Origin of the sequence: Pseudomonas sp. KK4 (assembly GCF_001984065.1) — a bacterium.
In the GTDB taxonomy this organism is placed as follows: Bacteria; Pseudomonadota; Gammaproteobacteria; order Pseudomonadales; family Pseudomonadaceae; genus Aquipseudomonas.
The window spans coordinates 1-390 of the sequence record NZ_LYVP01000269.1 but is presented as its reverse complement, the minus strand read 5'-3'; the positions used below and the strand labels follow the sequence as shown (position 1 = coordinate 390).

Genomic DNA, 390 nt, shown 5'->3' with positions numbered 1-390 from the left:
AAGCCCGCTCCCACAGTCGACCGAGTTCCATCAGGGGAATGCGGTCAACTGTGGGAGAAGCTTGCCGAACAGCTGTAGGTAGCGCTCATGCCTTTGGCCAACCAACCGCCCATCGCTGAAGTGCCAAAGAAAACGGCGCCCAAGCCTGTAGCGCCTGCGGCGGAACAGGAAAAACAGCCGAAGATCCCGATGGCTTCGCCGATTCGTACGGATATGGAAGTGTTTCGCTTCTAAAATAGTGTGATCGAACAGTCTTCAAAGCCCGCCTTGTGCGGGCTTTGTTGTATCTGCAAGTTATGGATGTCCAGCGCTTGTTCTGGCCCCTTCGCGAGCAAGCCCGCTCCCACAGTCGACCGAGTTCCATCAGGGGAATGCGGTCAACTGTGGGAG

Annotated in this window: 1 pseudogene; it reads left to right on the top strand. The window is 56.7% G+C overall.

Annotation, left to right across the window (positions count from 1 at the left end):
- Positions 1-234 (top strand): annotated as a pseudogene (locus B0W55_RS29445) (hypothetical protein); the annotation flags it as partial.
- Positions 235-390 lie beyond the last annotated feature (156 nt).